Source organism: Magnetospirillum gryphiswaldense MSR-1 v2 (assembly GCF_000513295.1).
Lineage (GTDB): Bacteria > Pseudomonadota > Alphaproteobacteria > Rhodospirillales > Magnetospirillaceae > Magnetospirillum > Magnetospirillum gryphiswaldense.
In genome coordinates, this window is record NC_023065.1 from 1,431,985 (window position 1) to 1,458,896 (window position 26,912).

Annotated in this window: 29 protein-coding genes; 12 read left to right on the forward strand and 17 right to left on the reverse strand. The window is 63.5% G+C overall.

Going from position 1 to position 26,912, the window contains the following annotated elements:
* Positions 1 to 21 precede the first annotated feature (21 nt).
* From MGMSRV2_RS06835 to cysE, 3 genes are read right to left on the reverse strand one after another with little or no spacing between them, the layout of a single operon-like run.
* Positions 22 to 1,146, reverse strand: coding sequence for an aminotransferase class V-fold PLP-dependent enzyme (locus tag MGMSRV2_RS06835; protein ID WP_041633501.1), 1,125 nt, complete (start codon positions 1,144 to 1,146; stop codon positions 22 to 24).
* Positions 1,147 to 1,179: 33 nt separating this feature from the next.
* Positions 1,180 to 1,644, reverse strand: a complete 465-nt coding sequence (locus MGMSRV2_RS06840; protein ID WP_024079629.1) for an Rrf2 family transcriptional regulator — start codon at positions 1,642 to 1,644, stop codon at positions 1,180 to 1,182.
* 52 nt (positions 1,645 to 1,696) lie between these two features.
* Complete coding sequence (gene cysE, locus MGMSRV2_RS06845) at positions 1,697 to 2,434, reverse strand: serine O-acetyltransferase (protein WP_024079630.1); 738 nt, start codon at positions 2,432 to 2,434, stop codon at positions 1,697 to 1,699.
* 231 nt (positions 2,435 to 2,665) lie between these two features.
* On the opposite strand from cysE, the gene MGMSRV2_RS06850 reads away from it, so the two are divergent.
* Positions 2,666 to 3,355 carry an alpha/beta hydrolase gene (locus tag MGMSRV2_RS06850; protein WP_024079631.1) on the forward strand — a complete coding sequence of 230 codons (690 nt, stop codon included), beginning with the start codon at positions 2,666 to 2,668 and terminating at the stop codon, positions 3,353 to 3,355.
* A 113-nt stretch (positions 3,356 to 3,468) separates the two neighbouring features.
* Here the strand turns inward: MGMSRV2_RS06850 and MGMSRV2_RS06855 are convergent, their stop codons facing one another.
* From MGMSRV2_RS06855 to MGMSRV2_RS06900, 11 genes are all read right to left on the reverse strand, one after another.
* Positions 3,469 to 4,989, reverse strand: a complete 1,521-nt coding sequence (locus MGMSRV2_RS06855; RefSeq protein ID WP_242410723.1) for a nitrite reductase — start codon at positions 4,987 to 4,989, stop codon at positions 3,469 to 3,471.
* A gap of 143 nt (positions 4,990 to 5,132) precedes the next feature.
* Positions 5,133 to 6,260, reverse strand: coding sequence for a heme d1 biosynthesis radical SAM protein NirJ (gene nirJ / locus MGMSRV2_RS06860; RefSeq protein WP_024079633.1), 1,128 nt, complete (start codon positions 6,258 to 6,260; stop codon positions 5,133 to 5,135).
* Positions 6,261 to 6,270: 10 nt separating this feature from the next.
* The gene (gene ahbB / locus MGMSRV2_RS06865) at positions 6,271 to 6,756 is read right to left on the reverse strand and encodes a siroheme decarboxylase subunit beta (protein ID WP_024079634.1); all 486 of its coding nucleotides are present in this window, start codon (positions 6,754 to 6,756) and stop codon (positions 6,271 to 6,273) included.
* Entirely contained in the window at positions 6,753 to 7,199 is a 447-nt protein-coding gene (locus MGMSRV2_RS06870; RefSeq protein ID WP_024079635.1) for an Lrp/AsnC family transcriptional regulator, read from the reverse strand. The genes ahbB (MGMSRV2_RS06865) and MGMSRV2_RS06870 overlap by 4 nt, the downstream gene beginning before the upstream one ends.
* Positions 7,196 to 7,693, reverse strand: coding sequence for a siroheme decarboxylase subunit beta (gene ahbB / locus MGMSRV2_RS21395; RefSeq protein WP_024079636.1), 498 nt, complete (start codon positions 7,691 to 7,693; stop codon positions 7,196 to 7,198). The genes MGMSRV2_RS06870 and ahbB (MGMSRV2_RS21395) overlap by 4 nt, the downstream gene beginning before the upstream one ends.
* Positions 7,684 to 8,133 carry an AsnC family transcriptional regulator gene (locus MGMSRV2_RS21400; RefSeq protein WP_024079637.1) on the reverse strand — a complete coding sequence of 150 codons (450 nt, stop codon included), beginning with the start codon at positions 8,131 to 8,133 and terminating at the stop codon, positions 7,684 to 7,686. Before MGMSRV2_RS21400 ends, ahbB (MGMSRV2_RS21395) begins: the two co-directional genes overlap by 10 nt.
* A gap of 1 nt (position 8,134) precedes the next feature.
* Positions 8,135 to 9,298, reverse strand: a complete 1,164-nt coding sequence (locus tag MGMSRV2_RS06880; protein WP_024079638.1) for a cytochrome D1 domain-containing protein — start codon at positions 9,296 to 9,298, stop codon at positions 8,135 to 8,137.
* Positions 9,295 to 9,609 (reverse strand): c-type cytochrome, encoded by a 315-nt coding sequence (locus tag MGMSRV2_RS06885; protein ID WP_024079639.1) that lies wholly within the window; start codon positions 9,607 to 9,609, stop codon positions 9,295 to 9,297. Before MGMSRV2_RS06885 ends, MGMSRV2_RS06880 begins: the two co-directional genes overlap by 4 nt.
* Positions 9,606 to 10,367, reverse strand: a complete 762-nt coding sequence (gene cobA, locus MGMSRV2_RS06890) for a uroporphyrinogen-III C-methyltransferase (RefSeq protein WP_024079640.1) — start codon at positions 10,365 to 10,367, stop codon at positions 9,606 to 9,608. Before cobA ends, MGMSRV2_RS06885 begins: the two co-directional genes overlap by 4 nt.
* Before the next feature lie 244 nt (positions 10,368 to 10,611).
* On the reverse strand, positions 10,612 to 11,637 hold the full coding sequence (locus MGMSRV2_RS06895) for an ethylbenzene dehydrogenase-related protein (RefSeq protein WP_024079642.1): 1,026 nt from the start codon (positions 11,635 to 11,637) through the stop codon (positions 10,612 to 10,614).
* A 5-nt stretch (positions 11,638 to 11,642) separates the two neighbouring features.
* Entirely contained in the window at positions 11,643 to 12,242 is a 600-nt protein-coding gene (locus tag MGMSRV2_RS06900; protein WP_024079643.1) for a NapC/NirT family cytochrome c, read from the reverse strand.
* Positions 12,243 to 12,572: 330 nt separating this feature from the next.
* Between MGMSRV2_RS06900 and MGMSRV2_RS06905 the strand changes: the two genes are divergently transcribed.
* From MGMSRV2_RS06905 to MGMSRV2_RS06915, 3 genes are all read left to right on the forward strand, one after another.
* The gene (locus MGMSRV2_RS06905; protein WP_024079644.1) at positions 12,573 to 14,195 is read left to right on the forward strand and encodes a nitrite reductase; all 1,623 of its coding nucleotides are present in this window, start codon (positions 12,573 to 12,575) and stop codon (positions 14,193 to 14,195) included.
* A 141-nt stretch (positions 14,196 to 14,336) separates the two neighbouring features.
* Entirely contained in the window at positions 14,337 to 15,047 is a 711-nt protein-coding gene (locus MGMSRV2_RS06910) for a Crp/Fnr family transcriptional regulator (RefSeq protein WP_052588886.1), read from the forward strand.
* Positions 15,044 to 15,808: a Crp/Fnr family transcriptional regulator gene (locus tag MGMSRV2_RS06915; protein WP_024079646.1), complete on the forward strand. Its 765-nt coding sequence runs from the start codon at positions 15,044 to 15,046 to the stop codon at positions 15,806 to 15,808. Before MGMSRV2_RS06910 ends, MGMSRV2_RS06915 begins: the two co-directional genes overlap by 4 nt.
* On the opposite strand, the gene MGMSRV2_RS06920 is transcribed toward MGMSRV2_RS06915, so the two are convergent.
* A complete protein-coding gene (locus tag MGMSRV2_RS06920) occupies positions 15,802 to 16,215 on the reverse strand; it encodes a cupredoxin domain-containing protein (RefSeq protein ID WP_024079647.1) in 414 nt (137 codons plus the stop codon). The two genes, MGMSRV2_RS06915 and MGMSRV2_RS06920, sit on opposite strands and share 7 nt — an antisense overlap.
* Positions 16,208 to 17,473 (reverse strand): heme-copper oxidase family protein, encoded by a 1,266-nt coding sequence (locus tag MGMSRV2_RS06925; RefSeq protein ID WP_024079648.1) that lies wholly within the window; start codon positions 17,471 to 17,473, stop codon positions 16,208 to 16,210. Before MGMSRV2_RS06925 ends, MGMSRV2_RS06920 begins: the two co-directional genes overlap by 8 nt.
* Positions 17,474 to 17,846: 373 nt before the next feature.
* Here MGMSRV2_RS06925 and MGMSRV2_RS06930 point away from each other — a divergent pair, with 373 nt between their 5' ends.
* From MGMSRV2_RS06930 to MGMSRV2_RS06955, 6 genes are all read left to right on the forward strand, one after another.
* Positions 17,847 to 18,611, forward strand: a complete 765-nt coding sequence (locus tag MGMSRV2_RS06930) for an ABC transporter ATP-binding protein (RefSeq protein ID WP_024079649.1) — start codon at positions 17,847 to 17,849, stop codon at positions 18,609 to 18,611.
* Entirely contained in the window at positions 18,604 to 19,317 is a 714-nt protein-coding gene (locus MGMSRV2_RS06935) for an ABC transporter ATP-binding protein (protein ID WP_024079650.1), read from the forward strand. Before MGMSRV2_RS06930 ends, MGMSRV2_RS06935 begins: the two co-directional genes overlap by 8 nt.
* Before the next feature lie 44 nt (positions 19,318 to 19,361).
* Positions 19,362 to 20,579, forward strand: a complete 1,218-nt coding sequence (locus tag MGMSRV2_RS06940) for an ABC transporter substrate-binding protein (protein WP_024079651.1) — start codon at positions 19,362 to 19,364, stop codon at positions 20,577 to 20,579.
* A gap of 84 nt (positions 20,580 to 20,663) precedes the next feature.
* Positions 20,664 to 21,551 carry a branched-chain amino acid ABC transporter permease gene (locus MGMSRV2_RS06945; RefSeq protein WP_024079652.1) on the forward strand — a complete coding sequence of 296 codons (888 nt, stop codon included), beginning with the start codon at positions 20,664 to 20,666 and terminating at the stop codon, positions 21,549 to 21,551.
* Between the two features lie 3 nt (positions 21,552 to 21,554).
* Positions 21,555 to 22,529: a branched-chain amino acid ABC transporter permease gene (locus MGMSRV2_RS06950; RefSeq protein WP_024079653.1), complete on the forward strand. Its 975-nt coding sequence runs from the start codon at positions 21,555 to 21,557 to the stop codon at positions 22,527 to 22,529.
* An 11-nt stretch (positions 22,530 to 22,540) separates the two neighbouring features.
* Positions 22,541 to 23,347: a universal stress protein gene (locus MGMSRV2_RS06955; protein WP_024079654.1), complete on the forward strand. Its 807-nt coding sequence runs from the start codon at positions 22,541 to 22,543 to the stop codon at positions 23,345 to 23,347.
* Positions 23,348 to 23,461: 114 nt separating this feature from the next.
* Here MGMSRV2_RS06955 and MGMSRV2_RS06960 read toward each other — a convergent pair whose 3' ends face one another.
* Entirely contained in the window at positions 23,462 to 23,908 is a 447-nt protein-coding gene (locus MGMSRV2_RS06960) for a MaoC family dehydratase (RefSeq protein ID WP_024079655.1), read from the reverse strand.
* A gap of 199 nt (positions 23,909 to 24,107) precedes the next feature.
* On the opposite strand from MGMSRV2_RS06960, the gene MGMSRV2_RS06965 reads away from it, so the two are divergent.
* Both MGMSRV2_RS06965 and MGMSRV2_RS06970 read left to right on the forward strand, forming a co-directional pair.
* On the forward strand, positions 24,108 to 24,863 hold the full coding sequence (locus MGMSRV2_RS06965; RefSeq protein WP_024079656.1) for a DUF4197 domain-containing protein: 756 nt from the start codon (positions 24,108 to 24,110) through the stop codon (positions 24,861 to 24,863).
* A 17-nt stretch (positions 24,864 to 24,880) separates the two neighbouring features.
* Entirely contained in the window at positions 24,881 to 26,908 is a 2,028-nt protein-coding gene (locus MGMSRV2_RS06970; RefSeq protein WP_024079657.1) for an AsmA family protein, read from the forward strand.
* Positions 26,909 to 26,912 lie beyond the last annotated feature (4 nt).

The following is a 26,912-nucleotide window of genomic DNA, read 5'->3' on the forward strand; positions in this document are numbered from 1 at the left end:
GGTCCTTTCCAACTGGCGGCATCACGCCGCGTCCTTGACTGTCTTTCCTTTCCGCCGGGCGAAATCGCACCAGGCGGACAGGAAGGTTTGCATCTCTTCGGCCCGGCTGTCCGGTCCCAGGCTGACGCGCAAGGCGCAATCGGCCAGACCCGACCCCAGGCCCATGGCCTCCAGCACCGGGCTGGACGCCACCTTGCCCGATGAACAAGCCGCCCCGGCGCTGACCATCACCTTGGCCAAATCCAAGGCCATCACCTGAAGCTGAGCGGCGACGCCGGGCAGGATCAGGCACGAGGTGTTGCACAACCGGGGCACATCCTTGCCCACCACCATCGCTTCCGGCACCCTTTGGGCGATGTCCGCCTCGAGCCGGTCGCGCAAGCTTTCCATCCTGGCCGGAACCTCCCCCGCTTCCACCTCGGCCGCCGCCATGCGGGCCGCCTGGGCGAAACCGGCGATGCCGGCCAAATTCTCGGTTCCCGCCCGACGACGCTTCTCCTGGCCTCCTCCTAGCAAGATAGGTGCCAAGGAAATGTCGGGTTTCGACAACACTAAACAACCAATTCCCGCCGGCCCGCCCATTTTGTGTGCGCTCAATGTCAGGAAGTCGACACCGAGGTCCGACAAAAAAACAGGCAACCGGCCCAATCCTTGCGCCGCGTCGCAATGGACCAGGGCATTACGGCCATGGGCGATGCGGGCCACCTCGGCCACCGGTTGGAGGATGCCGGTTTCGTTGTTGGCCAACATCACCGACACCAGGGCCGGGCGATCATCCTCGGCCAGCAACCGATCCAGGGCGGCCAGATCGACGATGCCGTCGCCCCCCACCGGAATGGTCCGCGCGGCGGCGTTTTCCCGTACCGACGGATGTTCGATGGCCGACACCAAGAGATTGTCCCGCCCGCAGCCGCGCAAGACCAGGGCATTGGCCTCGGTCCCGCCGGAAGTGAACACCAGTTCCGCCCCATCGGCATGGATGGCGGCGGCGATGGCGGCGCGGGACTGTTCCAGCAAGGCGCGGGCGCGCCTGCCGAACGCGTGGACCGAAGACGGGTTGCCGGCAGCCGAAAGCGCCTCCACCATGGCCGCCACGACCTCGGGTCGCGCCGGTGCGCCGGCGTTGTGATCGAGGTAGGCCGACATGGTCACGGAAGAAACGCCTCCTGCATGGACTGGTTACTGGGCGGCAACGGTGCCGGTATTGCCGTGGAACATGCCCGAGCTGCCCAGGATGCGCCGTTCGCACACATCGGCCAGCGACACCGCCGACAGATACAGATAAATCTGGTTGCCCAGCTCTTCCCACAGATCGTGGGTCAGGCAGCGGCCCTTGTTGTGGTGGCAGCCGGCGGGCGAGCCGGGCGAACAGCGGGTGGTCTGGATCGGCTCGTCCACCGCCAGGATGATGTCGGAAATGCGCATCTGCACCGCCGGACGCGACAGCAGATAGCCGCCGCCGGGACCGCGCACGCTTTTGACCAGCCCGCCTTTCCTGAGCTTGCCGAACAATTGTTCCAGATAGGACAGCGAGATTTCCTGGCGTTCGGCGATATCGGCCAAAGCCACCGGGCTGCCCTGCGAATGACTGGACAGATCGACCATCGCCATCACGGCGTAACGACCCTTGGTGCTGAGTTTCACTGCTGTCTCTCCCAAACGTTCGGACCCCAGTCCGAAGTTGAAATCATTATGTTTATTGAGACGCCGCGTGGTTACGCTCGTCCTCGCCCAGCACCACCACGTTGTGGGGGTGACGGGGGTGGCTTTCCGCCGCGCGCTCCGCTTCCAGTTCCTGCACTCGCTCGACCAGGGTGTTGACCTGAGCGCGCAGGTTGTCGATGGCCCGGGCCACCGGATCGGGCAGGTTCTCGTCATCCAGGCCATAGGCGCAGAAGGTGGGCTCGCCCTCCTTCGGCTTGCGCAGGACCGCGCGGGCGGGGATGCCGACCATGGTGACGCCGGGCGGCACCTCGGTCAGCACCACGGCGTTGGCGCCGATGCGCGCACCCTTGCCCACGGTGATCGGCCCCAGTACCTGAGCGCCGGAACCGACGATGACGTCGTCTTCCAAGGTCGGATGGCGTTTACCCTTGTGCAGCGAGGTACCCCCCAGGGTGACCCCGTGATAAAGGGTGACGTCATCGCCGATGATGGCGGTTTCGCCGATCACCACCCCGGTGCCGTGGTCGATGAACAACCGCCGGCCAATGGTGGCGCCGGGATGGATTTCGATGCCGGTAAAAACCTTACCGACGTGGGAAAGAACCCGCCCCAGCAGCTTCAGACCCACACCCCAGCACCAATGCGCCAAGCGATAAATAAGCAAAGCGTGCAGACCCGGATAGCACAAAACCACCTCGATCCACGAATGCGCCGCCGGGTCGCGGCTGCGAATCGATGCGATATCTTCGCGAAGAGACTTGAAAACCATGGCCGGCAATATGCTAATCTTCCCGCTAGAGGACGCGACCCAGTCATACCGTAAGGACCAAGGGGGGCCTTGGGGTGGGTCGCATTCGCTGAAGGTGAATATAGGATGCCCGACAAGGCCGGTCAAGTATGACTGGCTACCAGCCCAAAAACCGTCACCCATTCCCCGACGCTAGAACTCGGGAATTCCCGTTCGCGTCTGGACAATAAACCATTACAGGTAGGGGACACGATGCCCGAGGTTATTTTCAACGGACCCGATGGACGCCTGGAAGGCCGCTATCACCATTCCAAGACGACCAACGCGCCGATCGCTTTGCTGCTGCATCCGCACCCGCAGCATGGCGGCACCATGAACAATAAAGTGGTGTATTCGCTCTACAACACCTTCGTGAAGCGCGGCTTCTCGACGTTGCGCTTCAATTTCCGCGGCGTCGGTCGCAGCCAGGGCAAGTTCGATGCCGGCCAGGGCGAATTGTCCGATGCCGCCTCGGCGCTGGACTGGATGCAGACCTACAATGCCAATGCCAGCGCCTGCTGGGTCGGCGGCTTTTCCTTCGGCGCCTGGATCGGCATGCAATTGCTGATGCGCCGGCCGGAAATCGACGGCTTCGTCTCGGTGGCGCCGCCGGCCAACGCCTACGACTTCACCTTCCTGGCGCCCTGCCCGTCTTCCGGCCTGATCGTCCACGGCACCGCCGACGAAGCGGTGCCGGAAGCGTCGGTGGCCAAGCTGGCGACCAAGCTGGGCAGCCAGAAGAATATCCGTGTCCGCTATCGCACGGTGGAAGGCGCCAACCACTTCTTCGGCAATCACCTGGACCCGCTGGCCGAGATGGTCGACCAGTACCTGGGCGAAAGCCTGACCGAGGCCGCCGCCAACCGCCCCGGCCTGCCGCCGGTGGCCGTGGCCGCGCCCTGATCGGTATGGCGTGAAAGTTAAGCCCCCGCCGACGGGTTCGGCGGGGGCTTTTTTTATGATGCCGTCTGCGGTTACGCCGAAGCGGCGGACAGCTCCAGCCGCAACACAGCGCGTCAGTGACTGGTGCCGCTGGAATAGTTGATCTTGTTCCAGACGTTGTATTTGCCGATGGGTGCGCTCATGGGCAGGCGCTTTTCCTCGGCGAAGGTCTTGGCATCCAGCACCATCACCGCGCCGTCCTTTTCCGACAAGGACAGCAACAGCTTCGACCCATCGCGGTTGAACTCCACGTGGCGGGTCAGCTTGCCCGGCGCCGGGCGGATGGTCTTGACGATTTCCAGGGTACGGGTGTCGATGATCTGCATGGCGTCCTTCTCCTTGCCCATGGAGACATCGACCCAGGCATAGGGGCTGTTCTCGTGCCCACGCATGAAGAAGCCCGGCCCCAAGGTGGGGATGCGCTTGACCGTTTCCCAGGTCGTCATGTCGATGATGCTGACCATGGCTTCCTTCAGATGCGGCGTCGCCATCAAGTACCGGTCACCCTGCTTGAAGACGATGCCCGAGCCCAGATGTGGCATGCCGCCCAGATCCAGGTCGGCCACTTTGCGCTTGAGGTCGAGATCGACCACCATGCCCTTCTTGCCATCGCGTGAGGCGCCCATCACCCGCTCGTAACCGGGATCGAAGAAGAAATCGTCCAGGTAATCGGGGGTGCGGATGCGCAAAGCGCCGAAGCGCCCCTGGGGACCGATTCCCTCTTCCAGCCCCTTCTCGCGCGAATGGGCCAGACCGTTGATCACCGGGGCAGCATCGTCGGCATAGGGGATTTCCCAAATCTCTTCCAGGTCGCGCAAGGCGACGATGAAGGAGTGCCGGGGCGGTGCCGTATAGACCGCCGATACCCGGCTGGTCTTGCCGTCGCCTTCCACCGGGATCACCTGCATCAGCGACAGGTCACTTGCGTCCAGCGCCACCAGGGTATGGGGCAGGACATTGCCGACCATGAGGAAACGGCCGTCGTCGGAGACGGCGACATTGCGGGTGTTGATGCCGGCCCGGATTTCCGCCATCAGCTTGCCGGTCCACATGTCGACCTTGGAAATCCAGCCATCGCGCGAGGCGAAATAGACGAAGCGGCCATCGGGTGAATACTTCGCCCCACCATGCAGGGCGAAGCGGCTTTGAAAGCGGTACAGCGGCTTCATGTGGTCGCCGTCAACGATGCTGACATGATGGTCGCCGCCCTCGACCACGGTGAACAGGTTCAAGGGATCGGCCTTGAACGGCGGCTTGGCCGGCAAATCGGCGGCCTTGGTCACTTCCAGATGCGAGGCCTTGATTTCCTCTGCCCCCCAAAGCGGCAGCGCCGGCACTGGGGAATAGACCAGCTTGACCAGCGCCTTGATCTGGTCGGCGCTCAGTTGATCCTTGAAGGCGGGCATCTGGGTGGCGTCGCGGCCCTCGGCCACCACCTTTTCCGCCTCGGCCTGCTTGAGCCGGCCCAGATTTTCCGGCAGCAACGCCGGGCCGATGGCGCCCAGGCGGTCGGCGCCATGGCAGGCGGCGCAGGTTTCAGTGTAAAGCCGGTTGACGTCGGTAGCCAAGGCGGGGGTGGCCAATAACATCGTCATGCCCGCGAAGGCGGGCATCCAGGAGGGGCACCACCGGCTTTTCCGCGACTCCTGGATTCCCGCCTGCGCGGGAATGACGGAGAGGGGCGCGGGAATGACGGAGGGGGGCGCGGGAATGACGGACGGGATGGGGAAACTTCTCATCATGCGATTTCCTCATCGGTGAGATAGCAGCCAGGGTCTTCGCCCCAGACGTCGCCGCCGGCGCGGTCGGCGCGCACACGGCTGTTGCCATTGCAGATGGACAGATGACGGCAGCGGCCACAGCGCCCGCCGACGGCGCGGGGATGAGGACGCAACCCCGTCAACAACGGGTTGTCATTGGCCGCCCACAGGGTCGAGAACGGGGTCTTGCGCACATTGCCCAGGCGGTGATGCCACCACATGGTGTCGGGATGGACCCAGCCCAGATTGTCGATATTGGCGACATTGACACCGGCGGCATTGCCGCCCCATTGCCTGAGCTTGGCCGCCAGATGCTCCGCCCGCTCCGGCCAGCGCGCCCGCGCCCAGGCCAGGAAGAACGGGCCGTCGGCATCGTTGTTGCCGGTGACACATTCAACCGATGGATTAACAAGGGCGAAATCAAACAATGATTCCATCGCCTTGCGCGTCATGGTGAAAGCAGCGTCATCCGCCCGGTTGACATTGCCGCGCCCGGCGTAATTGAGGTGGGAGAAGTAGAATTTCCCCACCCCCTCATCCGCCGTCAACCTGAGGATGTCAGCGAAATGGTGGGCATTTTCGGCGGTCATGGTGAAGCGTAAACCGACCTTGACGCCACGGTCACGGCACAGACGCAACCCATGCAGGGCGCTGGCATAGGCGCCGTCGCGGCCACGGAAGGCATCGTTGACGCCGCCGATACCGTCGAGCGAAACACCGACATAATCGAAGCCGGCGGCAGCGATGCGATCGGCCAGTTCTTCGGTGATCAGGGTGCCGTTGCTGGACAGCGACACCGAGGGGAAGCGCAATTCCTTGGCCCGGGCGGCGATCCGGAAGATATCGGGGCGCAGCAGCGGCTCGCCGCCCGACAGGATCAGGGCCGGCACCTTGAAGGCGCGCAGATCGTCCATCACCGCCGAGACTTCGGCGAAATCCAGCTCGCCGGCGAAATCCTTGTCGGCTGAGGTGGAATAGCAATGCTTGCACAACAGATTGCAGCGGCGGATCAGGTTCCAGATCACCACCGGTCCCGGCGGGTTGCGCCGGGGCGCCACCGGACTAGGGGTGTCGATCTCGCGCAGGAACTGGGTCAGACGGAACATGATCCCCCCTTCAACCGGTCAGCCGCAGGCCGGTCTTTTTCAGGATGCGGGTGGAATAAAGAACCCGGTGGCCCCGGTTCATGTCGCCCAGGGCCAGGGCGATACGCTCGACCAGCACCTGCGCCGCGCCTTCATCGCGGGCATGGACCATGGCGAACAGATTGTAGGGCCAGTGCGGCAACAGGCGCGGGCGCTGATAGCAATGACTGACGAAGCCAAGGGCAGTCATCGCCGCCCCCGCCGCCGCCACGTCGTCATCGGCCACGTCCCACACGCTCATGCCGTTCCAGCGATACCCCAAGGCGTAATGATTGGGCACCACGCCGATGCGGCGGATGCTGCCGGCCTCGACCATCGACTGCATGCGCGCCCTGACCTCGGCCCCGGTGATGCCCACCAGCTCGCCCACCGCGTCATAGGGCCGGGCCACCAGCGGCAGGCCGTCCTGAGTGGCGACGATAATGGCGCGATCGATGGAATCCAGCTGCTGGGTCATGCCTCGAACTTCAGGCCGATATGGAACTCGGTGAGCTTGGGCATATCGTGCACCGGCAAGCCGGTCACGGCCTGGACTTCGGTCAAGACCCGCTCCACCCGCGCGCGGCTGTCGGCGGCGATCACGAACCACATGTTGAAATGATGGTCGCGCTGGTAATTATGCGCCACTTCAGGAAAGGCATTGACCTCTGCCGCCACCTGATCGAACCGATCTTCCGGCACCGCCATGGCCACCAGGGTATTATGGCCGCCGAAACGGTCGGCGTTGTAAAGCGGGCCGAAGCGCGACAGCACGCCTGATTGCCGCAAGGCGCCAATGCGGGCGATCAACTCGTCCTCGCTCAGGCCCAGGGCGTTGCCCGCCTCGGCGAACGGGGTTTCACTGATGGGAAAGTCGCCTTGCAGGGCGTTGATGATGGCGCGGTCGGTGTCGTCCATCATTCCGCCGCCTGCTTGGGCTGGCCATAGCGGGCGCCGCATTGCTTGAAGCGGCGCAGGGAAAACAATGGCTGGTGCGGCAGATGCCCCACCCCTTCGCGCCCGGCCATCAAGACGATGGCCGCTTCCACCGCTGGCCTGTCCTTGCCGTGGATCATGGTGAACAGATTATAGGGCCAGTCGGGCAACCGGCGCGGACGGCGATAGCACAATGTCACTTCCGGGCAGCGGCCCAGCCTTTGGCCGATCTCGGCGACCTGATCGTCGGGGACGTCCCACACCACCATGGCATTGGCGCGATAGCCCAATTCATGGTGACGGACGATGATGCCGAAGCGGCGGATCACCCCCGATTGGCGCAAACGGGTCAGGCGGTCGATGATTTCACCCTCATCCATGCCGATGCCCGCCCCCAAGGCTGCATAGGGATGACGGCACAGCGGCAGCCCATCGCCCAGGGCCGCCAGCACATCCAGGTCGCGCGCGGTCACGTCCATTGCAATCCGAACCCCAGATCGATGTGAAAATCCTGCTGCATGGGCAGGTCGAGAACCTCGAGCCCGGTGCGGCGCGAGATGTCGTCCAGCACCGTGGCCACTGCCTCGCGATTGGCGGCGGCGACCACGAACCACAGGTTCAGGCGGTGCTCGCGCTGGTAATTGTGGTTGACCTCCGCATAGCCGGAGACCAGCGCCGCCACCCGCTCCAGCCATACCGGCGGCACCGCCATGGCCGCCAGGGTCGAGGCCCCAGCGGTGCCCGGCTTGACCACGGCGCCGACCCGGCTGACCGCGCCGCCCTGGCGCAGGTGTTGCAGCCGGGCGATCACCTCGTCGGCGGAAATGCCCAGATGGGCGCCGATCTCATGGAACGGATCGGGGGACAGCGGCAGATCGTGCTGATATTCGTCCAACAAGCGGCGGTCGATGGCATCCATGTCACAACCCCATGCGATGGGCGCGGGCGGTGAAGAAAATCCCCGACGGCTTCATCGCCGGCAATTCCGCCACCTTGCTGATGCTGGCCGTATCCCAGACGCTGACCTGATCGGAATCGCGCGCCGACAGCCATACCCGTTCACCGCGCGGCGTGAATTCCATGTGCAGGATGCCCTGGCCCGGCTCGATGGTTTTGAGCACGCTCAGGGAGGGAACGTCGATCACCTGCACCTTGCCGTTATCGGGCAGGGCGAAATTGACCCACAGCCGCCGCCCGCCCGGTTGCAGCATGGCGAAGACCGGCTGACCGGCGACGGGGATGCGGCCCACCTCGCGCCACGTGGTCATGTCGACCACCAGCACCTCGTGCCGCCCGATGGCCGGCAGAAAGGCCAGATTGCCCGACGCAGCCCAGCCTTCCAGATGCGGCATCTTGTAGACCGGCAAAGCCTCTTGCCCACGCCCGTAATGGTCGAGGATGCGGCGCACGCCCTTGTCCGGATTCCACAGATCGAGCATGGCGATGCCGTCCTCGCCGAACAGGCCGGCGAGATAATAGCGGCCATCCTCGGTGATCAGGGCGTCATAGGGCTGCTTGCCGATATGGGCGAATTTGCGCACGGACGGCTTGGTCCGGTCCTTGATGTCCAAGAGCCATATCTCGCCGGCTTCGTAGAGGGAAAAGGCGAAGACGTTACCGGGCGCGTCTTCCAGCCCCACCACCTTCGAGGCGGTGCCGTCGGCGCCCAGGGCCGGGATGTCGGCCACCAGTTCCAACGTAGCGGTATCGAACACCTTGACGCCGCCGGGGGTGTAATTGGCCACCGCCACCAGCGTACCATCCTGGGAAATGGCGCCGCCGATGGAATTGCCCGCTTGCACCACCCGCTTGACGATGCGAGCTTGCAGCATGTCCACCTTGGTCAAGCCGCCGTCGCGGCCGAAGACGAAGGCGAAGCGTTCATCGCGGGAAAACACCAGGGACGCATGGGACAGGTCGCCCAGGCCGGAAATTTCCGCCAGCCGGGTGGAATGGGTGCTTTCCACCATTTGCAGGCGGCCATCGGCGCGTTCCACCACCAGCCCCAGATCACCGGTGGCGCGCGGGTTGGGGGCACAGGCGGCCAAGCCCAGCATCAGACCGGCGCACAGCAAGCGTTTCATGGGTTTTCCCCCTTCAAGCGGCGGACCAGCCAACGGGCGTCGGCCTCGGACAGGATCAGTTTCCACGGCGGCATGGGGGTGCCGGGACGGCCATCGAGGATAGTGGCGGCCAGGGCCTCGTCGCCCAGGTCCCGCATCAGTTCCGGCAACAGGGGCGAGCCCAGGCCGCCTTTCATGGTCATGCCGTGGCACGAGCCGCAATCCTGGGCCAGCAGATTGCCCAATTGCTTTTGCCGCTCGGGGCTGGGCTCCGCCGCCCCCACCGGGGCAGCGGCCAGCACCAGCAAAACGGGCAGCGCTAGGCTTTTCATTGCGCCGCCTCGCGCCCGATCACATCCATATGCGGCACCAGGGCGTGATCGACGACGCGACCGATGATCAGCAGCGCCGGCGGCTTGGGTTGCCAGCGGGCCATGTCGGCGGCCAGACGGTCGAGACGGGAAAAGAAGGTGCGCTGATCGGGCGTGGTGCCGCGCTCGATGATAGCGACGGGCGTCTCGCCGGGAAGCCCCGCGCCCCGGAGACCCCCGGCGAGACGCTCCGCGCTTGCCACCCCCATATACACCACCAGGGTGCAGGTGGGGTCGGCCAGCCGGTGCCAATCGAAATCAAGCTCGCGGTCGTCCTGGCGATGCCCGGTCAACAGACGCAGGCCTTGGGCGACGCCGCGATGGGTCAGCGGAATGCCGGCGGATGCGGCGCAGCCGGCGGCGGCGGTGATACCGGGCACCACCTCGAAGGCGATGCCCGCTTCGGCCAGGGCCTCGGCCTCTTCACCGCCGCGACCGAAGATATAGGGATCGCCGCCCTTGAGGCGCACTACCCGATGCCCGGCCTGGCCCAGGCGGACCAGGATGGCGTTGATTTCCTCCTGCGGCACCGAATGGCGCCCGGTTTCCTTGCCCACATCGATGCGCAGGCAAGCGGGCGGCAGCAGGTCAAGCACGGCATCGGCGACCAGACGGTCGAACACCGCCACATCGGCGGCGGCGATCAGGCGCGCCGCCTTCAGGGTCAGCAATTCCGGGTCGCCGGGGCCGGCGCCCACCAGATAGATTTTGCCTGTCATGACCTGCTCCCCCGTTCGGAAAACGACCGTCATTTCCGCCTTGAAAGGTGTGAGTTTATTGACGCCTCCGCTTCTCATTTCGTTCCCCCCGCCCCACCGTCACCCCCGCGAAGGCGGGGGTCCAGGAGTCGCGGAACAGGTGGTGGTGCACCCCCTGGATTCCCGCCTGCGCGGGAATGACGACAAAAGAGAACGGATAAACTCACCCCCCCCCAAGGCGGGCATGACGGAATGTGCTTTCACCTCACTGCTTGACCGCCTTGATTTCGGCCTCGGCCCCCAGGCCCAGGCGCATGTCGACGGACACATGGTGGAAGCGGCCATTGGTGAAGTCGTCATGCACGGCGAAGCCGACCGTATAGGCCTTGCCGTCTTCCAGGGCGACGTCGCCGGGCTGGCCCGATTTCAGCTTGCGGGTCATGGTGACCACCCACTGATCGCCTTCCTTCTTGCCGGCGAAGCTGGCGCCGGCATTTTCCTTGAGCACGCGTTCGGCCAGGACGTATCCGTCCTCGGAAACGCCGCCCTTGCCGCTTTTGAAGCGGGCGAGGTCAAGGAAGGTGCCGTCCTTGAGCAGGGCGTCCAACTCGGCCTGGGGCTTGACCTTGTCCCAGCCGCCGCGCGGTTCGTCCTTCAACGAAATGGCGGTGCGGCTTTCCGGCAGGTACTTGGTGACGTAACCGTGCGACGTGTCGATGCCCTTGGCCGCGCCCAGCGCGTCCTTCTTCGGCGCCGACGGCATGTCGCGGGCGTCGTTGTGGCAACTGGACCAGCAGCCCGATTGCGCCGCCTTGTCGACCTTGCCGCCGTCGAACATCATGGCCAGCTTGATCTCGTTGTCGGCATCCATCTTGCCGCCAGCCGCGAACGGTACCGCGTTGTGCGGCCCGGCGGGGAAGGAAAAGCGCATGTAAAGCGTATCGGCATCATAGGCCGCCTTGATGGAAAGCGGCACCGAGGCGCGCTTGCCGGGGATGGGGGTGGCCTCGGCCTTTTGCCCGCTCACCATCTTCTTGCCCATGTCCGCCGTTTCTTCCGAATGGCAGCCGGCGCAATTGTCGCCCTTTTTCAGGAACGAACGGGCGCCGCCATGGTCGGTACCGGTCTGGATCCATTCATACGAGGTCTGGCCGGGATAGAACAAAACCGTCTTGGCCTCGGGCACCTTGGCCCAGTCGATCGTCTTGCCGGCGGCCAGTGCAGACCCCGCCCCCAGGGTCAGGGCACAAGCGGCCACACTCAGAGTCTTCAGCGCGCTCCGATACATCATCGTCCTTACTCCTTGCCCTTGGCGTCTTGTTCGTCTTCCAAAGCTTCGTGCACCGGCTTGTGGGCAATGCCCTTGTGGCAATCGATGCAGGTCTGACCCTCTTCCTGCGCATTTTCATGCTGCTTGCGCGCCCGCTGCTTCTGCTTGTCCGGGTTCATCTGGTCGAAGGCATGGCAGTTGCGGCATTCACGCGAATCGCTGCCCTTCATGCGCGCCCATTCGCGCTTGGCCATTTGCAGGCGCTTGGCGTCGAACTTCTCCGGCGTCGACACCGAGCCCAGTACCTTGTGGTACAGCTCGTTGGAGGCCTGGATCTTGCGCGCCACCTTGTGCACCCAATCCTTGGGCACATGGCAGTCAGGGCAGCCGGCGCGGACGCCGGAACGGTTGGTGTAGTGAATGGTCTTCACATACTCTTGGTATACGTTGTCCTTCATTTCATGGCACGAAATGCAGAACTCCATGGTATTGGTGGCTTCCATGGCGGTATTGAACGCGCCCCAGAAGACGATGCCGCCGATGAAAATAACCGCCGCCCCGAACAGGGACGCCCCCAGTATTTTCATTTTGGACAGCCGGCTGAACAGTGACTGATTGGAAGCCATGGCTTTAACCCCGAGGGTCTCCTTTTATTCCGGCATTTTATGGCGCTTGTATCACGCCCCCCTGGACCAGGACTTGACGTTGGACAAACCGTCACCACCAATCCCGGCCAGTGCCCAGACCCTATCCCGACCCGCCTGTTGGACTTTGTGACATTGGTCAATTTGGCTTTGACGCATCAAATGCTGATGTTCGTCTGCCGATGACTTTTCGATCGCCTATTTGACTTTGGTTAAAGTCGCTGGCCGACCAAGCGCCCAAGGTGGCCCCACTCGATACGCCGTGCTCTCAAAGGGGGGAGCGGAGCGATCATTATCAAGTGGAGGTAAAGGATGTTGAAGGGACTGAGGAACGCCCTGCTGCTTTCGGTCATGCCGATGGCCATGGCGACTGGCGCCTTCGCCAATGAGGCGGCCTTGACCGGCGCCACCAAGGATGCGGCCGCCAAGATTTACTTCGAGCGCTGCGCCGGCTGCCATGGCGTGCTGCGCAAGGGCGCCACCGGCAAGAACCTGGAACCGGCGGCCACCAGCAAGCTGGGTCAGCAGCGTCTGGAAAAGATCATCGCCAATGGCACCGAAGGCGGCATGGTCAACTTCGACGACATCCTCTCCAAGGATGAGATCAAGATGATGGCCACCTACATCCAGATGCCGCCGGATTCGCCGCCGGAATGGGGCCTGGCGGACATGAAGGGGTCGTGGAAGATCATCGTCCCGGTGGACAAGCGTCCGACCAAGAAGATGAACAACGTCAATCTGGACAACGTTTTCTCGGTCACGCTGCGTGATTCGGGCGAAGTGGCGCTGATCGACGGCGATACCAAGAAGATCTGGAACATCGTCAAGACCGGTTATGCCGTGCACATCTCGCGCATTTCCTATTCCGGTCGCTATGTCTATGTCATCGGTCGCGACGGCAAGCTGGACCTGATCGATCTGTGGATGGAAAAGCCGCAGGTGGTCGCCACCATCAAGACCGGCCTCGACGCCCGTTCGGTGGAAACCTCGAAGTTCAAGGGCTACGAGGACAAATACGCCATCGCCGGCTCGTACTGGCCGCCGCAATACGTGATCATGGACGGCCTGACCCTGGAGCCGTTGAAGATCGTCTCGACCCGCGGCAACACCGTGGACGGCGAATATCACCCGGAACCCCGCGTGGCCTCCATCGTCGCCTCGCAGATCAAGCCGGAATTCGTGGTCAACGTGAAGGAAACCGGCCTGATCAAGCTGGTCGACTACACCGACATCAAGAACTTGAAGGAAGTGACCATCGAGTCGGCCAAGTTCCTGCATGACGGTGGTTGGGACGCGTCCAAGCGTTACTTCCTGGTCGCCGCCAATGCGTCCAACAAGGTCGCCGTGGTCGACACCAAGGAAGGCAAGCTGGCCGCCCTGGTCGACACCAAGTCCAAGCCGCATCCGGGCCGTGGCGCCAACTTCGTCCATCCCAAGTTCGGTCCGGTCTGGGCCACTTCGCACCTGGGCGCCGACGTCATCACCCTGATCGGCACCGATCCGGAAAAGCACCCGGAATTCGCCTGGAAGGTGGTCGAGGAACTGAAGAACCACGGCTCCGGTTCGCTGTTCGTCAAGACCCACCCCAAGTCGAGCAATCTGTGGGCCGACGCGCCTTTGATGCCGGAACGTGAAGCCGCCGAATCGGTGACCGTCTACGACATCAACAACCTGGCCAAGGGCCCCGAGGTGATCAACGTCGCCAAGATGGCCGGCCTGCCGGAAAGCAAGGCGGTCAAGCGCACCGTCCATGCCGAATACAACGAAGCCGGCGACGAAGTCTGGTTCTCGCTGTGGGCCGGCAAGACCGAACCGTCGGCCATCGTCATCCTGGACGACAAGACCCGGAAGATGAAGGCGGTGATCAAGGATCCCAAGCTGATCACGCCGACCGGCAAGTTCAACGTGAAGAACACCCAGCACGATATCTATTAAACCCCTCCTTGTAGCCTTGCCCCCCCGAAGAGCCTGTCTCTTCGGGGGGCTTTTTTTGGCCTGACCAAAGTCAAGGGACCCATGCCGCCGCCGGTTCAGTCTGCTCCCTTATCGGGGATACGGGTTGCGGGGGTAACTGACGTGCTGGCCGATGCGATTGCAGCCTTGAAAAGCCACCAGGTCTTCGGCGTGTTGCCCGAAGACGACCTGGCCGGCCTGTTGGACGATCCGCCCTGGCGCCATTTCGGCCCCGGCGAATGTCTGTTCCGTCAGGGCGATCCGGCCAACCGCCTGTACCTGCTGATGGCCGGACAGGTGGAACTGGCCATGCTGCGCCCCGGCTGCTCGCCGGAAATTCTCTCCCATCTGTCGCCCGGCGCCGCCATCGGCGCCGATTCCCTGATCCCCGGCAATCGTCATGCCGCCACCGCTCAGACGGTGGGGGAATGCCGGGCGGCGGTCCTGCACGGCGCCCGGCTGGTGGGCTTTTTGGACACTCATTTCGACCTGACGCTGGCGATGATCGCCGAAATGGCCGGCAGCCTGCACGGTCTGGTCAAGGAAATCACCGAACTCAAGCTGCAATCCACCACCGAGCGGCTGGCCAGCTATCTGGCCGGACTGGCGGCGGGCCACCGCGGCGGCGCCATTGAAGTCAGGCTGCCGTGCGAAAAGCGCCTGCTGGCCGAACGCCTGGGCATGGAGCCGGCGACGCTGTCGCGGGCCTTCGCCAAGCTGCGGGAAATCGGGGTGGAAACCGGGCGCGGCGACCGCGTGGCCATCAATGATCTGGCCGAGCTGCGCCATCTGTGCGAGGCGCTGGACATGCCCGCCGACGGAGAGATGTCATGACCTGCCCCTGCCGCACCCTCTGTCTGGTGCCCAAGCCGGAATGCACCAAGGCGCAAAGTCAGTTGCCGCGCCACCGTGCCGCCGGCCCCATGCTGGCCAAGCAGGTGATGGCGCTGCCTTTGTTCGATGGGCTGGAACACGACATCCTGGAACGGCTGATGGCCGATTCGACCGCGCTGACCTTGGAACGCCGCTCGTTGCTGTTTTCCGCCGGCGCCGTCGCCGATTGCTTTTACATCGTCTTGGACGGTCAGGTGAAGCTGTCGGCCCTGACGCCCGACGGGCGCGAAAGCATCGTCGAGGTTTTCACCCCGGTGTCGTCGTTCGGCGAGGCGGCCATGCTGTCCATGGGCGTCTTTCCCCTGCATGCCGAGGTGATCGAGGACGCCACCATTATCCGTGTCGGCCGCCGTGCCTTCGTCGCCACCTTGCGCTCGGACCCGGTGGTGGGATACCGCATGCTCGCCGGCATGTGCCGCTGGCATCAACGGCTAAGCTCGGAAATCCGCCATTTGAAGGAAATCCCGCCATGGCAGCGGGTGGCCGAGTTCCTGCTGGCCCTGACCGACACCCGTCAGGGCCAGGCGGTGGTCGCCCTGCCCTTCAACAAGGAAATCCTGGCCAGCCGGGTCGGCATCCGCCGCGAAAGCCTGTCGCGGGTGCTGGCCCGGCTGCGCGACATGGGGGTGCGGACCGAGGGCAATTCTGTCCGCATCGACGACGTGGCCAGCCTGCGCCAGCGCTGCGATCTGCTTCAATAGACTTTCAGCCGCATGCGGTTGTGGCCCAGGCCGCAATATTCGTTGCAGCGCAACTCGACCTCGTCACCGGGTTGCGGGGTGATCTCCACCGCCTGCACCCGTCCGGGCATCAGCAGCATCTCGTGTCCGTTCACCGCCACCGAATGCACCGAATCCTCCGCCATCAGCAGCAGACGATAGCTTTGACCGGCCTGTAATCGCACGGCGGGATAGAATTCAAAGCGTCTGACCAGCATGGGGATCTCGCCCGCCGGCGCATCCTCGCTGTAAAGACCAGCATAAGCGTGAACGCGGGCGGTGAAGGCAGTGGCCTCCACCACTTCGCCCAGATCGTCCTCGGGTTGACGCCATCCCGGCCACAGCAGAGCCAGGACGACGAAGGCGGCGATGGGCAGCGCGTTAATCATGACGCACCAGCCGGGCCAGCACATGGCCGACAAACAGCACCCCGCCCAGCACGGCGATGGTGCCGCCCAGGCCCACCACCCCCATGGACACCAGCTTGAAGACGCTGTCCAATCCCTGCTCCACCCCCGCCGTCTTGCGCGCCACCCCGGCCAGCCCGGCCAGATAGAAGCCCAGGGCGTGCAACAGCTGACCGCCGCCATAAAGGCCGATCTGCCAGCGCACCAGCCGCAGCGATGGCGCCGCCCGGCCCAAGGCCGGCAGCAGCACCACATGGATCACCCCCATCAGCGCCACGTTCACGCCGCCGATCATGGCGTGGTAATGGCTGGGCGTGCGGGTGTCGCCGGCGCCCAGGGCGAAACCGGCCATGCCGCCCAAGACGAAGACCAGCCACGACGCCCACAGCGCCAGACCGGCGATCCCGCCCACCCGGCGGCGGTGCCACAGCATATCCGCCGCCACCAGGATCGGCGGTAACGGCAGCAGATACCACAGCATGTCGGTATAGGCCTGACGCCAGGACAGCCCCAGCGGATCGAGACGGAGCTCGATGACCAAAGCCGCCACCGTCCCCGCCGCCAGCAAGGCGAAGGCCAGACGGGACAGCGGGGTGGATCCGCCACCGGCCAGACGCCGCCACGCCCACATGATCAGCCCGGTATTGACGAATTGCAGCACATGGCCGCCACCCCAGAACAGCCGCTCATAGCGGAAGGCCGCATCGAGGTCGGAGGGCAGCCGCAAGACGGCGATGGCGAAGCAGATCAGGGCAACCGCATATGCAAATGCCATGGCAGGTATATCGTTGCCAGGACGAAACAAAGCGCAGGCGATGCCAGTGGCGATCAGCCCCAATCCCGCCAGATAGAGCGGGTGGTCGAGCACCGGGACATAATTGTTAAGCGACGCCTCGCCCCAGCCGGCCAGGGTGACCACCAGCAAAAGCGCGCAGCCGGTGATGGTCAGCCCCACCCCGACCAGCCCGGGCAGCGGCGCGGCGCGGCCTTGCGCCGATGCCGCCGCCAGCATGGCCAACAGCCAGACCTGGAAGGAAAACACCACATGGGTGACCAGCGCCTTGTGGAAAAAATCCGGCCCCGACGGCAGCCAATCCTGCACGCCCGGCGTTCGCGCCAGGGCCAAGCCCAGGGCCAAGCCGCCGGCCACCGCCAGGGCAGCGACCGAAACAAGCAGCCACAGGCGCAATTCCAGAAGGCGCAAATGATTTTGTTGCAGATGCATCGACTTGGCTGGCAAGGGACCCCTCCCCATATGCATCAAACATATGGCTGTTACCGATGGGGTTTTCCAGGGCAAGGATTTGATTTCATCACCGCAACACAACGGCAACACTAGAACATGTAATTATTCTTCTTTTTCACTTCGACTAACCTTAATCTTTATTAAAAGATTTCGAATTGTAACGAATTGTACAGTTTCATTACTGATTCCAGCAGAAAATAACCGGCATTTTTTGCCAAGTCTCGTTTGACAACCGCTCGCAGCCGTGCCCTTAATATCGGCAAAAGTAGATGGGTGCCTTGCGAAAACCGCATGGCCCCCATCAGGAACCCCAGCGCTTTCGACCATTATGGCCGAAGGGCGGGCGGGTAACCCCTGGGAGGCAGGCATGGGTGACGATTTCATCGTCGAGACAAAGAATCTGACGAAGGAATTCAAAGGGTTCGTGGCGGTTTCCGACGTCAACCTGAAGGTTCGGCGTCATACCATTCACGCGTTGATCGGTCCCAATGGGGCGGGCAAGACCACCTGCTTCAACCTGATCACCAAATTCCTGCCGCTGTCGCGCGGCACCATCACGCTCAATGGCCGCGACATCACCAACACCGCGCCCGCCGACATCGCGCGGTTGGGCATGGTGCGCAGCTTTCAGATTTCCGCCGTGTTCGGCCATCTGACCGCGCTGGAAAACGTGCGCGTGGCCTTGCAGCGCAAACTCGGCACCTCGTTCCAGTTCTGGAAATCAGACAAGTCGCTGGCCGAACTCAACGACCGCGCCGAAGAACTTCTGGTCGATGTGGGCGTACAGGAATACCGCGATATTCCCGCTGGTGAATTGTCCTATGGCCGGAAGCGCGCCTTGGAAATCGCCACCACCTTGGCGCTGGACCCGGAAATGCTGCTGCTGGACGAACCCATGGCCGGCATGGGCACCGAGGACGTGGCCCGCACCGCCGAGTTGATCAAGCGGGTGTCCAAGGACCGCACCATCTTGATGGTGGAACATAATCTGTCGGTGGTCGCCGACCTGTCCGACACCATCACGGTGCTGAAACTGGGCAAGGTGCTGGCGGAAGGCCCCTACAGCGAAATCTCGCAAAATCCGGAAGTGATCGAGGCTTACATGGGACACGGAGTGGGCAGCCATGCGTAACGACAGCGGCGCTTTGCTGAAGGTCGACGGACTGGAAGCCTGGTACGGCGAATCCCACATCCTGCACGGCATGAAGTTCGACGTGCATCAGGGCGAAGTGGTCACCCTTTTGGGCCGCAACGGCGCCGGCAAGTCCACCACCATGCGCTCGATCATGGGCATGGTGGCCAAGCGCAAGGGCTCGGTCAGTTTCGACGGCACCGAGACCATCGCCATGAATTCCAACAAGATCGCGCGGTTGGGCGTCGCCCTGTGCCCCGAGGAACGCGGCATCTTCGCCTCGTTGAACGTCAAGGAAAACATGGTACTGCCGCCGGTGGTCAAGCCGGGCGGCCTGCCGCTTTCCGAGGTCTACGAACTGTTCCCGCGGCTGGCCGAACGCGCCAACAGCCAGGGCACCAAGCTGTCGGGCGGCGAACAGCAGATGCTGGCCATCGCCCGCATCCTGCGCACCGGCGCGACCATGCTTTTGCTGGACGAACCGACCGAGGGCCTGGCCCCGGTGATCGTGCAGCACATCGGTGACATCATCCGCAAACTGAAGGAACGGGGATTCACCATCTTGCTGGTGGAACAGAACTTCCACTTCGCCGCCACCGTCGCCGACCGCCATTACGTGGTCGAACATGGCCATGTCATCGACATGATTCCCAATGCCGACCTGCAAGCCAACATGGGCAAGCTCAAAGGCTATCTGGGTGTTTAGGACATTTCACAAGACTTAAATAAATCCAACGGGAGGACATCCATATGTTGAAGAAAGCTTTGATCGGTGCCGTCGCCCTGACCGCGCTCACCGCCGCGCAGGCGCAGGCGCAGTACAGCGAAAACAAGATCAAGATCGGCGTGCTGACCGATCTGTCGGGCACCTATTCCGACCTCGCCGGCAAGGGCGCGGTACTCGCCGCCCAGATGGCGGTGGAAGATTTCGGCGGCAAGGTCAATGGCGTGCCGGTGGAAATCGTCTCCGCCGACCACCAGAACAAGGCCGACATCGCCTCTTCCATTGCCCGCAAGTGGTATGACGCCGAAGGCGTCGACGCCATCGCCGAACTGGTGACCACCGCCGCGGCCGTCGCCGTGCGCGAAGTGTCCAAGGAAAAGGGCAAGATCGATCTGGTCTCGGGCGCCGCTTCCACCCCGCTGACCAACGACAAGTGCTCGCCCACCGGCTTCCACTGGACCTACGACACCTATGCCCTGGCCAACGGCACCGCTAATGCGGTGGTCAAGACCGGCGGCAAGTCGTGGTACTTCCTGACCGCCGATTATGCTTTCGGCCACAACCTGCAAGCCCAGACCGAGCGCGTGGTCAAGGCCAATGGCGGCGAAGTCAAGGGCGCGGTCAAGCATCCGTTCCCCAATTCCGACTTCTCGTCCTTCCTGTTGCAGGCGCAAAGCTCGGGCGCCCAGATCATCGGTCTGGCCAATGCCGGTGCCGACACCATCAACGCCATCAAGCAGGCCAAGGAATTCGGCATCACCCAGGGCGGCCAGTCGCTGGCCGGTCTGCTGGTGTTCATCACCGACGTCCACTCGCTGGGCCTGGAAACCGCCCAGGGCATGATGCTGACCACCGGTTATTACTGGAACCGCGACGACGAAACCCGCGCCTGGTCCAAGCGTTGGTCGGCCAAGATGGACGGCAAGATGCCCTCCATGGTCCATGCCGGCACCTATTCGTCGGTCATGCATTACCTGAAGGCCTTGGCCGCCGCCAAGACCGATGATGGCGTCAAGGTCGCCGACCAGATGCGCGCCTTGCCGATCAAGGATGCCTCGGGCTTCGCCGTTAACGGCAAGATCCGCGCCGATGGCCGCATGGTCCACGACATGTATCTGGCCCAGGTGAAGAAGCCGTCCGAGTCCAAGGGCCCGTGGGATTACTACAACATCGTCCGCACCATCCCCGGCGATGACGCCTACCAGCCGCTGGCCGAAAGCACCTGCGCCCTGGTCAAGAAGTAAGTCTTTCGTCGTGAAAGGGGCGCTGCCACGGCGGCGCCCCGATCCGGCCGCTATCAGCCGTAAAACAAAAGAGACCAAGCCACCATGATGACCTTGTTCGGCATTCCCACGGCCGCCCTGTTCGGCCAGCTGTTGCTGGGGCTGATCAACGGCGCCTTCTATGCCATGCTCAGCCTGGGGCTGGCGCTGATCTTCGGCCTGCTCAACATCATCAATTTCTCGCACGGGGCCCAGTACATGATGGGCGCCTTCGTCGCCTGGCTGGGCCTGACCTATCTGGGCGCCAATTACTGGGTCGCCCTGGCCCTGGCCCCGGTGATCGTCGCCGCCTTCGGCATCGTGCTGGAACGCACCATGTTGTCGCGGCTTTACAAGCTGGACCATCTGTACGGCCTGCTGCTGACCTTCGGGCTGGCCCTGATCATCGAAGGCTTCTTCCGCCAGCTTTACGGTATTTCCGGCATGCCCTACGCCGTTCCCAAGGAACTGGCCGGCGGCTGGAACCTGGGCTTCATGTACCTGCCCATCTACCGCGCCTGGGTGGTGTTCGCCTCGCTGGTTCTGTGCGTCGGCACCTGGCTGTTGATCGAAAAGACCAAGCTGGGCGCCTATTTGCGCGCCGCCACTGAAAACCCGGCTTTGGTCCAGGCCTTCGGCATCAACGTCCCCGTCATGATCACCCTGACCTACGGGTTCGGCGTGGCGCTGGCCGCCTTCGCCGGCGTGCTGGCCGCCCCCATCTACTCGGTCAACCCGTTGATGGGCTCCAACCTGATCATCGTGGTGTTCGCCGTGGTGGTCATCGGCGGCATGGGCTCGATCATGGGCTCCATCGTCACCGGCTTCATGCTGGGAATTCTGGAAGGCCTGACCAAGGTTGTCTACCCGGAAGCAGCCGGCACCGTGATCTTCATGGTCATGGTCATCGTGCTGCTGATCAAGCCCGCCGGCCTGTTCGGCAAGGGAGCCTGAGACATGACCTCGCAATCCGTTACCACTGCCGCCGCGTCGTCGTCGGGGCCGTCGCGCCAGACCATCTTCGTCGGCATCCTGCTGGTGCTGGCCCTGGCCGCCCCCTTCGCCGTCTATCCGGTGTTCCTGATGAAGGGCCTGTGCTTCGCCCTGTTCGCCGCCGCCTTCAACCTGATGCTGGGCTATGTCGGGCTTTTGTCCTTCGGCCACGCCATGTTCTTCGGCTGGTCGGCCTATATCACCGCCCATGCGGCCAAGGAATGGGGGCTGACGCCGGAAATCGCCATCCTGCTCGGCACCTTCTGCGCCGCTGGTCTGGGCGCGGTGGTCGGCTGGCTGGCCATCCGCCGCCAGGGTATCTATTTCGCCATGATCACCTTGGCCTTGGCCCAGTTGATGTACTTCGTCGCCTTGCAAGCCCCCTTCACCCACGGTGAGGACGGCATCCAGGGCGTGCCGCGCGGCCATCTGTTCGGGCTGATCGACCTGTCCGACACCATGAACATGTACTATTTCGTCTTGGCCGTGTTCGTGCTGGCGATCTTGTTCCTGTACCGGGTGGTGCATTCGCCCTTCGGTCAGGTGTTGAAGGCCATCCGCGACAACGAGCCGCGCGCCATTTCGTTGGGCTATCAGGTCCATCGCTACAAGCTGATCGCCTTCATCATCTCGGCTGGCCTGTCGGGCATGGCCGGATCGGTGAAAAGCCTGGTGTTCCAGCTGGCGTCGTTGGCCGACGTGCACTGGCATGCCTCGGGCGAGGTGGTGCTGATGACCCTGCTGGGCGGCGTCGGCACCATTTTCGGCCCCACCGCCGGTGCCTATCTGGTGGTGACCATCCAGAACTACTTCGCCTCCGCCGGGTCGTGGGTGACCATCATCCAGGGTTTCATCTTCGTGGTCTGCGTCCTGGCCTTCCGCGCCGGTATCGTCGGCGTGTTCGCGCCCTGGCTGAAGAAGCGCGGCATCGAGGCCTGAGGGAGAGAAAAATGTATAAAGACATCCTCGTTCACCTGGATGGCGGTCACCGCGATCCGCTGCGCATCGAAGCCGCCGCCGCCTTGGCCAAGCGCTTCGGCGGTCGGCTGACCGGCCTGTTCGCCCGAGCCGAGAATCAAGGTCTGGCGGTGATCGCCCGCCGTGGTTCGGAAGCCTTCGAGACGGCTGCCGCCACCTCGGAACGGCAGTTCAACGAAGTCGTCGCCCAGACCGGCATCAGCGCGCGCTGGTGGCGGCTGGAACACGGTGAGCAAAGCCACGTCCTGGCCGAAACCGCCATCGCCGCCCGCTTCCACGATCTGGTCATCGTCGGCCAGCATCATGACGGCAAGGACGCCCCCGAGGATCTGATCGAGCAATTGGTGCTGCAATCGGGCCGTCCGGTGCTGATCCTGCCGTCGGTGGACAAATATCCGTCCATCGGCAGCAATATCATGGTCGCCTGGAACGGCGGGCGCGAGGCCACCCGTGCCTTGCACGATGCCATGCCGCTGCTGGAAGGCGCGGAAACGGTGGAAATCATCTCGGTCCGTGCCCAGCAGCGCAGCCCCGATGCCAAGCTGCCGCCCTTGTCCATCATCGAGCACATGACCCAACACGGCGCCAAGGTGACGCGCGAGGTTCTGGCCGGCGAGGATATCGGCGTCATGGACCTGCTGCTGTCGCGCGCCTTCGACCAGGGCTGCGACCTGTTGGTCATGGGCGGCCATGGCGGCTATCACCTGCCCTTCTTCAAGGGCGCCGGCACCCGCCACATCCTGAAGCACATGACCCTGCCGGTACTAATGAGTCATTAAGTTCCCCTGGGCCCGTGGCCGCCCCGCCAACCCCACGGGCCCAGGGTCGTTTTTAGGTTCCCATGGGCCCGTGGCCGCCCCGCCAACCCCACGGGCCCAGGGTCGGTTTTATTTTCAGCCTTTACTTTGAACAACCAGCGGTGAAGTGAAGACCTGTACCTTCTCGCCCGCCGCATCCACAGTGGTCACCCGCATGCGGCAGATACCGTAGCCGGGCTTCGAGCGCATGGGCCGCACCTCCAGCACCTCCATTTCGGCGCGCAAGACGTCGCCGGGACGGACCGGGCGAAACCACTTCAATTCCTCGATCCCAGCCCCGATCACACCGTTGACCGGGGTGAAACCGCTGGTTACCAACAGACGCATGGTAATACAGGCGGTCTGCCAGCCACTGGCCGCCAGCCCATTGAAAAAGCTGTCCTCAGCCGCAACCTCGTCCAGATGAAACACTTGCGGATCCCAAAGAGCGGCAAACTCCTTGATGGATTGCGCCGTAACTTCAAAATCACCGGATTTAAAAGTGTCGCCCGCGCTAATATCATCAAGGTAAAGCTTACTCATTTCCAGACCTCGTGCAGATGGATGACTTTATTTACGGGTCAAGCCAGCAGCCGTCAACAGCTGTCGACAATGGTCGACAAAGGTCAACAAAACTGGCCTAAGATTGCTTCTTTGGTTGGACTCCATGAAATCCACGTGGATGCGCACATCATATGCGAGTAGCATAGGGTCACTTAGCGCGTTCGCAGCAGGGGGGCTGATGCGTCGTATTTTCGCCTTTACCGCTATTCTTGTCTGTTCCGGTCCGGCCTTTGCTCAGGGGTCGTTGATGGATTTGGGCAAGTCCGTGCTGAAGCAACAGGTTGAAGGCGGTGCGACCACGTCCTCGGCTTCCGGTCAGCGCGGACAGTCCTTGTCGGTCACCGATATCGCCGCCGGTCTGAAGGAAGCGTTGAAGACCGGCACCGGCAAGGTCACCGGTCAGTTGGGGGCCAAGGATGGCTTCAACACCGATCCGTCCGTGCACATTCCCCTGCCAGACAGCCTGCAAAAAGTTCAATCGGGACTGAAGATGGTGGGCATGTCGGGTCTGGCCGACGACCTTGAACTGCGCCTCAACCGCGCCGCCGAGGCCGCCACCCCCGAAGCCAAGCGCATCTTCTGGTCGGCCCTGGATAAAATGACCCTGGATGATGCGCGGGCCATTCTCAACGGGCCGCAGGATGCCGCCACCCAATATTTCAAGCGCAGCATGAGCCCCGACCTCAAGACCGCCATGCGTCCGGTGGTCGAACGCAACGTCGCCGAGGCCGGGGCGGTGAAAAGCCTGGATGCCATGACCAGCGCGGCCAAGGGGATGGCGCCAGGCCTGGATGGCAAGACCATGCTGACCGATCACGTTCTGGATGCAGCGCTTTCCGGTATTTTCTCGTATCTCGGCAAGGAAGAAGCCGCCATCCGCCAGGATCCCGCCAAGCAAGGCAGCGACATCCTGCGCAAGGTATTCTCCAACTGACTGAATTTGGGGCGAAAATGAAGAAAGTCCTCGCCATAATCGGCGTGATCGTGGTGCTGGTGATCGGCGCGCTGGTGGCGCTGCCCATGCTGGTCCCCGCCGACAAGATCAAGGAAGAAGTGGTGGCCCAGGTCAAGGCCGCCACCGGGCGCGACCTGACCATCCAGGGCAAGGTCTCGGTTTCCGCCTTCCCCAGCCTGGGCGTCGAGGTGGCCAACATCGCCCTGGCCAATCCGGCTGGTTTTTCCACCAAGGATCTGGTGCGCCTGGGCGCCCTGGACGTCAAACTGAAGCTGTTGCCCATCCTGTCGGGCCGGGTCGAGGTCGATTCCTTCGTCCTGGTCGATCCGGTGATCACCTTGGAAGTGGACCGCAAGGGCAAGGCCAATTGGGTGTTCGACACCCCCGCCGCCGCCCCTGCCGCTGCCGACAAGACCAAGCCGGCTGAAAAGTCCGCTGGCGGCGGTGCTTCCGCCGGCCTGGGCGATCTGGTGCTGGGCGACGTGCGCATCAGCAACGGCAAGCTGACCTATATCGACGGCCCCGCCGGCACCAAGGAAGAGGTGGACGGCATCAATCTGACCGTGTCGCTGAAAAGCCTGGATGACCCGCTGGCGCTCAAGGGTGCGCTCAACTGGCGGGCCAAGGCCATCGAGCTGGGCCTGAACGTGGCCAAGCCGCGCGCCCTGATCGACGGCAAGTCCAGCGCGGCGGACATCACCATCAGCTCCGAGCCGGTGAAGTTCGCCTTCAAGGGCGAGGCCAACGGCGGCGCGACCGCAGGGGCCAAGGGCACTATCGACCTGTCGGTACCGTCCATCCGCACTCTGGCGCAATGGGCCACCGGCAAGCCTTTGGCCATGGAAGGCAGCGGCCTGGGGCCGTTCGCGCTGACTGGTCAATTGGCCGCCGCCGGCAGCAAGCTGTCGCTGACCCAAGCCAAGATCGCCATCGATGCCATCAAGGCCAGCGGCGATTTCAACGTCGACACCGGCGGTGCCCGCCCGGCGCTGAAGGGCAAGCTGGACGTGGAAGCCCTGGACCTCAACCCCTATCTGCCCGCCGACAAGCCGGCAGCGAGCGGCGGCGGCACCTCTGCCCCGGCGGCGGGCGGCGGCTCCAAGGGTAAATCCGATTGGAGCGATGCCCCCATCGACGCCGCCGGCCTGAAGGCCGCCGATGTGGACTTCGCCCTCTCCGTCGGCTCGATCCTGGTCAAGAAGATCAAAGTCGGCAAAAGCGCCCTCAAGGTGGTGCTCAATAATGGCCGGCTCACCGCCGACCTGACCGAACTGGCGCTCTATCAGGGCGCCGGCAAGGCCCGCTTCGGCCTGGACGGCAGCCAGCCCGGCCTTGGCCTGGACGCGTCCTTCGCGCTCAAGGGCTTGCAGGCGGAACCGTTCCTGACCGATGCCGCCGACTTCACCCGCCTGGAAGGCACCGGCAATTTCGACATCCAGGTCACCGGTCGCGGTCGTACCGAACGGCAATTGGTGTCCAGCCTGAACGGCAAGGGCGCAGTCGCTTTCCTGAACGGCGCCATCAAGGGTATCAATCTGGCGGAAATGGTCCGCAACGTCACCACCGCCTTCGCCGGCGGCGGCGGCGGTACCGCGCAAAAGACCGATTTCGCCGAATTGGGCGGCACCTTCACCATCGCCAACGGCATCGTCAACAACCAGGATCTGGCGTTGAAGTCACCGTTGCTGCGGGTCGAGGGCAAGGGCACGGTGGAATTGCCGCCGCGCACCGTCCATTACCGTGTCGAGCCCAAGGCCGTCGCCTCGCTGGAAGGCCAAGGCGGCAAGTCCGATGTGGGCGGCATTCAAGTGCCGGTCATCATCGAAGGCCCATGGGACAACCTGTCTTATCGCCCCGACCTGGAAGCCATGCTGAAGGGTCAGGCCACCAAAGCCATCGGTGACGCCATCGGCGGCAAGGCCGGCGGTGTCGGCGGCTTGCTGGGCGGCTCTGACGGGTCGTCCTCGGGCGATAAGAAATCCGGTCCGCTGCCCATCAATCCGGGCGGCCTGTTCGGTCGTTGATTTT

Excerpts from the sequence above, each read along its gene's own strand:
- MGMSRV2_RS06835 (WP_041633501.1), bottom strand. The coding sequence starts at position 1,146 with ATGTCGGCCTACCTCGATCACAACGCCGGCGCACCGGCGCGACCCGAG.
- cysE (WP_024079630.1), bottom strand. The coding sequence starts at position 2,434 with ATGGTTTTCAAGTCTCTTCGCGAAGATATCGCATCGATTCGCAGCCGC.
- MGMSRV2_RS06850 (WP_024079631.1), top strand. The coding sequence starts at position 2,666 with ATGCCCGAGGTTATTTTCAACGGACCCGATGGACGCCTGGAAGGCCGC.
- MGMSRV2_RS06855 (WP_242410723.1), bottom strand. The coding sequence starts at position 4,989 with ATGACGATGTTATTGGCCACCCCCGCCTTGGCTACCGACGTCAACCGG.
- nirJ (WP_024079633.1), bottom strand. The coding sequence starts at position 6,260 with ATGTTCCGTCTGACCCAGTTCCTGCGCGAGATCGACACCCCTAGTCCG.
- ahbB (WP_024079634.1), bottom strand. The coding sequence starts at position 6,756 with ATGACCCAGCAGCTGGATTCCATCGATCGCGCCATTATCGTCGCCACT.
- MGMSRV2_RS06870 (WP_024079635.1), bottom strand. The coding sequence starts at position 7,199 with ATGATGGACGACACCGACCGCGCCATCATCAACGCCCTGCAAGGCGAC.
- ahbB (WP_024079636.1), bottom strand. The coding sequence starts at position 7,693 with ATGGACGTGACCGCGCGCGACCTGGATGTGCTGGCGGCCCTGGGCGAT.
- MGMSRV2_RS21400 (WP_024079637.1), bottom strand. The coding sequence starts at position 8,133 with ATGGATGCCATCGACCGCCGCTTGTTGGACGAATATCAGCACGATCTG.
- MGMSRV2_RS06880 (WP_024079638.1), bottom strand. The coding sequence starts at position 9,298 with ATGAAACGCTTGCTGTGCGCCGGTCTGATGCTGGGCTTGGCCGCCTGT.
- MGMSRV2_RS06885 (WP_024079639.1), bottom strand. The coding sequence starts at position 9,609 with ATGAAAAGCCTAGCGCTGCCCGTTTTGCTGGTGCTGGCCGCTGCCCCG.
- cobA (WP_024079640.1), bottom strand. The coding sequence starts at position 10,367 with ATGACAGGCAAAATCTATCTGGTGGGCGCCGGCCCCGGCGACCCGGAA.
- MGMSRV2_RS06895 (WP_024079642.1), bottom strand. The coding sequence starts at position 11,637 with ATGATGTATCGGAGCGCGCTGAAGACTCTGAGTGTGGCCGCTTGTGCC.
- MGMSRV2_RS06900 (WP_024079643.1), bottom strand. The coding sequence starts at position 12,242 with ATGGCTTCCAATCAGTCACTGTTCAGCCGGCTGTCCAAAATGAAAATA.
- MGMSRV2_RS06905 (WP_024079644.1), top strand. The coding sequence starts at position 12,573 with ATGTTGAAGGGACTGAGGAACGCCCTGCTGCTTTCGGTCATGCCGATG.
- MGMSRV2_RS06915 (WP_024079646.1), top strand. The coding sequence starts at position 15,044 with ATGACCTGCCCCTGCCGCACCCTCTGTCTGGTGCCCAAGCCGGAATGC.
- MGMSRV2_RS06920 (WP_024079647.1), bottom strand. The coding sequence starts at position 16,215 with ATGATTAACGCGCTGCCCATCGCCGCCTTCGTCGTCCTGGCTCTGCTG.
- MGMSRV2_RS06930 (WP_024079649.1), top strand. The coding sequence starts at position 17,847 with ATGGGTGACGATTTCATCGTCGAGACAAAGAATCTGACGAAGGAATTC.
- MGMSRV2_RS06935 (WP_024079650.1), top strand. The coding sequence starts at position 18,604 with ATGCGTAACGACAGCGGCGCTTTGCTGAAGGTCGACGGACTGGAAGCC.
- MGMSRV2_RS06940 (WP_024079651.1), top strand. The coding sequence starts at position 19,362 with ATGTTGAAGAAAGCTTTGATCGGTGCCGTCGCCCTGACCGCGCTCACC.
- MGMSRV2_RS06945 (WP_024079652.1), top strand. The coding sequence starts at position 20,664 with ATGATGACCTTGTTCGGCATTCCCACGGCCGCCCTGTTCGGCCAGCTG.
- MGMSRV2_RS06950 (WP_024079653.1), top strand. The coding sequence starts at position 21,555 with ATGACCTCGCAATCCGTTACCACTGCCGCCGCGTCGTCGTCGGGGCCG.
- MGMSRV2_RS06955 (WP_024079654.1), top strand. The coding sequence starts at position 22,541 with ATGTATAAAGACATCCTCGTTCACCTGGATGGCGGTCACCGCGATCCG.
- MGMSRV2_RS06960 (WP_024079655.1), bottom strand. The coding sequence starts at position 23,908 with ATGAGTAAGCTTTACCTTGATGATATTAGCGCGGGCGACACTTTTAAA.
- MGMSRV2_RS06965 (WP_024079656.1), top strand. The coding sequence starts at position 24,108 with ATGCGTCGTATTTTCGCCTTTACCGCTATTCTTGTCTGTTCCGGTCCG.
- MGMSRV2_RS06970 (WP_024079657.1), top strand. The coding sequence starts at position 24,881 with ATGAAGAAAGTCCTCGCCATAATCGGCGTGATCGTGGTGCTGGTGATC.